Source organism: Candidatus Desulfosporosinus nitrosoreducens, assembly GCF_030954495.1.
Taxonomy (GTDB): Bacteria; Bacillota; Desulfitobacteriia; order Desulfitobacteriales; family Desulfitobacteriaceae; genus Desulfosporosinus; species Desulfosporosinus nitrosoreducens.
In genome coordinates this window covers 1-3,804 of record NZ_JAVHUW010000004.1, presented here as the reverse complement: position 1 = coordinate 3,804, position 3,804 = coordinate 1, and the positions used below count along the sequence as shown (strand labels likewise).

Genomic DNA, 3,804 nt, shown 5'->3' with positions numbered 1-3,804 from the left:
ATAGGGCTCATTGTATCTACCCTCTATAACCAGTTTGGCAATGGTTTTGGGATCTTTGGCGTCAGTTTTGCTCGGGTGATTGTCATCAAATTCTTTACTCCGTTTTACATGGAATGGGTTGACCAGGACTAGCTTTATACTTTGTTCTTTCAGGTAGGATGCTAGGCCAAACCAGTAATGACCCGTTGGCTCTGCTCCGATAACAATGCTATCCTTTTGTGTCTGCTTTTTTAGCTGTCCAATCCATTCGGATAAATCTTTGAAGCCCTCTGTACTGTTTGCAAACTTAAAGACTTTGCCTAACTCTACTCCCCGCCAGTCGAATGCTCTGGCATAATGAAGTTCACTGGCTATGGTCCACGCCTATGACAATACTCGCTTCGGATAGTTGATTTAGTTTCTCGTTTTGTGTAAAATTCACCTGGATGACCTCCGCTATTTTTTGATTGGATTCTGTTGGCCAACAGTTCGTCCTCTCAAAGCTTAACGTGAGGTTGTCTTTTTTTCAAAGCTCATTTTTTGTTACTTACAGGAATGCTCCTCTTCTAACTTCTCTCATAAAATAAATCCCCGCAATCCAAACTTGATAATTGTTTAATGAGTTTGAATTTAGAATATCAAACTCTACGTCTCTCTAAAATGCTATTCGAAGCCTCTAGATTATGCACCCCTAGGATTCCTTTCTACATCGTTCCTTCATTCCCTCCCACAATATCAAAATTAATGATAGAAAAACAAAAAGCCAGACCTTATGATCTGACAATATAAATGGAATTTATCAAAGTTGATATCATACTTTGAAAGAGTATTGGACAAAACCATCCTATTTTAAATATGTGTAAATCATTGCAGAAAGCTTCATTAATACTTGAGTCAATTCTATTAATACTGAATTTTCATCTTCCTGCCACGTAATTAGAAATTCACCTTCTCCAATCCCATAACTGAAAAATGAAACTGTGCCAACAATGTTTTTTGATTTGATCGTAATATATACTTCTTGGTTAGTATCTAACTCCTCGTTTTCATCGCCTACATTGATTTCATAATTTTTGAAGTTAGTAAAATCAAAATCTGTATTCCATGCATAATTTAAATTCGTAATCAATATACGAGATTGATACGAATAAGTATCAATCCTTAATAAGGTTAAATTCATAGTTTGAGAATCATCTGCTTGCAAAATTATTGGTTTATCGAAGTTAATCCCATAACTCATGTCTTCTTTACGCTCAATATTATATTTATCAAGTTCTTCTAAAATAGCATTTGCTCGACTAATTATGAAATTATTCTGATCTTCAATTAATTTTATCAAATCCCTTTTAGGTTTTATATCATTTTTACTTTCACTCTCTATTTTCCCTTCAGAGAAATCTGCCGTCAGTGATCTTGGAATTTCTCCTACAAAAGTTTTATGAAATTTATCTATTACCTTGTGCGGTATTAGAGCCCAAATAGACAACCAATCTCGATTATTCTCTTTAAGATTGATTCCAATTTCTTGTTCCATAAAATGTCCTCCTGTTTCTATTTCTCAAATAGATAAAATCGAATTGAAATATCTGGTGTACCAACATTTACTCTGGCAATAATACCAAATCCATCTCTGATCGGGGAAACAGTTTTGCATTCATTCCAATATGTTTGAAGTTGAGTAAGTGCTGTCTTAGGATAATTACTATCAGGAGATAATCTCGTTTTTACCTCCAAAGGCATATCTGGCGGGAAATTTTTTATCATTCCTGATGGGAGCTTCCATAATATTTCATATTCAGGCATAGTTTGAATTAGAAAATCTGGACATTTCGATCTAGATTTTAACCTCTGAAATCCAAATTTATTCCCAGATATCCCCATGCAAGATACTAACGCTGGAATTATTACCGCTTCCCCTATCGACCCCGAAACAGCTGGAGATTTTACCTTATTTAACAGGAAACTATAAACACCAATTGTTCTTCTCATTTTTGTCGATAATGACCAAATGCCGCCTCGCTTTGTTTTACTATATAATTCAAAATGTTTTCCCGTAGATAATATTAAGCTTTCTGAATACAAGCTTCCAAATAATCCTATCTGCCTTATAGAAATATTAAATGAATATTGGTTTTGTATTGCTGAGTTACCAGATAGATAGAAAAAACATTTCACCCTTGGCATATTAATCTCCTTAAGTTATATTTTATTCCATCTGCATTCCATATTTGTAAACAAACAGCAGATGATCCCAAACGCTATAATACGCTGGGGATACAAAGTACCTCTCTCTTCCGCTTCCGTGAGAGGACTTTCAGAGCGTCAAAATATTCCGCTTTAGCATTTCTACATTTTTCTCTCATATCCTCCTACGATATCAAATATAATCCAAGAATAAACAAAAAAGCCAGACCGTTCAATTAAAACGATCCAGCTCAATATATTCCCCCTAACAATCTGTCACTATAAAAAGAATATCCGACTCTACAACCCGCTCATACCAAGGCTTTTACTCACCTCAAATATAGCACTATTATCGTCTCAACGTGCTCCGTTCACGGAAACATAACTGTAAAACTCAAAATTTCAGGCACATATAATTTACATACAGATGGAAACTATCGAATTCTTTTAATTCGATAGATACATATATTGCTAAAAAGCTTATCTTGTAGCACGGTCAACAGGCGCTAAATCAATCCATCCCCTATCTCCTGCTCCCCGCCCCTCCCGCTCTACTTCACATTTCCGTCGTCAGCCCCCGCGATAAGAGATTAATAACCTTCTCTTTATAAACTTTATGCGTATCCGGATCTTTCGCGGCGAAGTGCTTCATTTCCCAGGTCAGTTCCTTGAAGGTTTTGTCCAGATTCTCATATAAATAGGCGACTCTATTGGCGGATATCTTGCTATATGCCGCTTTAAGGTCTTTTTCAGTCCTTTCGAGCTCCTTGTAATTTACGCTTTGTTTAATTGAGCTCAGTTCCTGCTGCAGTTTCCCTGCTATAACCTCGTTCTCCGCCTGAGATTTCTTTAAATCCTCTGCTTTTGCCTTCAGTTCGTCGCGCTCCGTGCTGAGCCGGGCTATTTTGCCTGTCTGATCATCCAGGGCTTTTTCAAGCTCCGTATGTTTCCGCAGGGCTTCGTCCCGTTCCTTAAGCGCCTGATTCCGCTCATTCACTGCCTTTTGCAGCTCGCGGGTGGACATGTTTTTAATGTCCAGCTCGGCGATAAACTGCGCCCTGTCTGCCTCCGGGACTCCCAGGAGGAGAAAAGCCTGGGTATAATTCAAGTCCGGCAGCGTTTCTTCCAGCGCTGGCGCTCCGGCGGTCAGAGAGACGGACTGCTTGGGGGCATAGGCCTCGAAGAGGCGGATCAGTTTTTCGGCCGTTTTCTGCGAATAGCTGAAGGAATCCTCCAGCCATTTGCCCCATTCCCCATACGGCAGCATCTCCTTGACTTCCTTCAGACGCCGGCCGATTTCCACAGCGCCGGCAAGGACAATCTTACTCGTCTGGTGTCTGAGCGTGTTTATTTCAACCGCGATGACAGCCGGCGTGCGGCTTAGGCTTAAATCTTCCATAAAAATAGCGGCCCGCCTTTCTTTTGCTTTATTCACAGAATATGTGGCTGGGCTCACCGGGGTGAATTACCGTTTAAACAGTCCGGCCCCCATTCGAAGGTGCCTTCGAATGGGGGCCGGACCCGGTCAGGGCAGTTCCGCGGCGGGAAATGAGGTTAAAGCGGTAACAATCCGGACAAGCAGGACATAGAATAAATTGAACAGGTTGAGTTGTTAAGTTAATGAAGCTTAATACAGAGGAA

General features: G+C 39.7%; 3 protein-coding genes and 1 pseudogene. All 4 read right to left on the bottom strand.

Translation table 11 applies throughout. The features are described from left to right. Nucleotides 1-421: pseudogene (locus REC12_RS00095) on the bottom strand (IS110 family transposase); the annotation flags it as partial. Nucleotides 422-823: 402 nt separating this feature from the next. After that, nucleotides 824-1,513, bottom strand: a complete 690-nt coding sequence (locus REC12_RS00090; protein WP_308891382.1) for a hypothetical protein — start codon at nucleotides 1,511-1,513, stop codon at nucleotides 824-826. Between the two features lie 17 nt (nucleotides 1,514-1,530). Then, nucleotides 1,531-2,163, bottom strand: a complete 633-nt coding sequence (locus tag REC12_RS00085) for a hypothetical protein (protein WP_308891380.1) — start codon at nucleotides 2,161-2,163, stop codon at nucleotides 1,531-1,533. A gap of 556 nt (nucleotides 2,164-2,719) precedes the next feature. Then, on the bottom strand, nucleotides 2,720-3,562 hold the full coding sequence (locus REC12_RS00080; RefSeq protein WP_308891378.1) for a DUF3102 domain-containing protein: 843 nt from the start codon (nucleotides 3,560-3,562) through the stop codon (nucleotides 2,720-2,722). Nucleotides 3,563-3,804: the final 242 nt, after the last annotated feature.